We start from the raw sequence: 1,020 nt of genomic DNA, 5'->3' as shown, positions 1-1,020 counted from the left end.
AGAACACCGTTAAGCCTCCCAGTTATTGCGCCAAGACTTGACACGTGCGGGTAATCTTTGCCCCAAGTCTCATCAAAGTGCTCAAGATTGGCCTCTGCCATCTCAAGGGTATCAGCGCCGTAGATGGCCTTTAAATCAGCCGCTATTGCCTTCTTATCTGTCCACGGCACAAACTTCATGGAGTAACGCAGCATATGCACGATACACAGCTGAACCTGAGCATTGGGATAAACCGTGTTAATGGCATCAGGGAAGCCCTTTAAACCATCGACACAGGCAATGAGGATATCTTGTACCCCGCGGTTTTGTAGTTCAGTGAGAACACCTAGCCAGAACTTAGCGCCCTCATTCTCTGATAGCCACATGCCAAGCAGCTCTTTTTTTACCATCAAGTCCCACGCCTAGCGCCAGATAGATAGCCTTGTTGATAATCTGCTTATCTTGACGTACCTTAACAACAATGCAGTCTAAATAGACGATAGGATAAACACTGCTCAGCGGCCGGTTCTGCCAAACGGTGATGTCCTCTAATATGTTATCGGTGACTCTTGAGACAAGAGAGCTTGAGATGTCGACGTCATAGAGCTCTTTAATGCTCTCTACAATCTCGGTGGTGGTTTGACCTTTGGCATAAAGGAATATGATCTTGTCATCAAGGCCACTAATACGACTTTGATGCTTGCGCACGAGTGCAGGTTCAAAGTCACCATCACGGTCTCTTGGGGTGGATATCTCAAGATCGCCTGTGTCACTGCGGACGGTCTTTTTAGTGTGCCCATTACGCTTATTAGGCTTGTCTGCTTTCTCATGCTTGGGGTAGCCGAGATGGTCTTCCATCTCAGCCTCTAAGGCAGTATCGATAAACGACTGCATGAGCTGCTTCTGAAAGTCTTTGATGTCATCGAAGCTGTTCATGCTACCAGCCATTTGCTCAGACAGCTTTTTAATGTCAGATTGAGTAGTCATTGCTTATTCTCCTGTTATTGGATTATAAGCAGTTACACAAAGTTTGGGAAAGGC

General features: G+C 46.6%; 2 protein-coding genes. Both read right to left on the bottom strand.

Going from position 1 to position 1,020, the window contains the following annotated elements; genetic code table 11:
* Window positions 1–389: transposase (locus TT11_RS17580; protein WP_261871197.1), on the bottom strand; the 389-nt coding region annotated here is incomplete at its 3' end.
* Window positions 346–966, bottom strand: coding sequence for a transposase (locus tag TT11_RS16520; RefSeq protein WP_261871196.1), 621 nt, complete (start codon window positions 964–966; stop codon window positions 346–348). The genes TT11_RS16520 and TT11_RS17580, both read right to left, overlap by 44 nt.
* Window positions 967–1,020 lie beyond the last annotated feature (54 nt).

The sequence above is a fragment of the Psychrobacter sp. JCM 18901 genome (assembly GCF_000586435.1).
Classification (GTDB): domain Bacteria; phylum Pseudomonadota; class Gammaproteobacteria; order Pseudomonadales; family Moraxellaceae; genus Psychrobacter.
The sequence above is the reverse complement of the archived record's forward strand: the minus strand, read 5'-3'. Positions and strand labels throughout refer to the sequence as shown.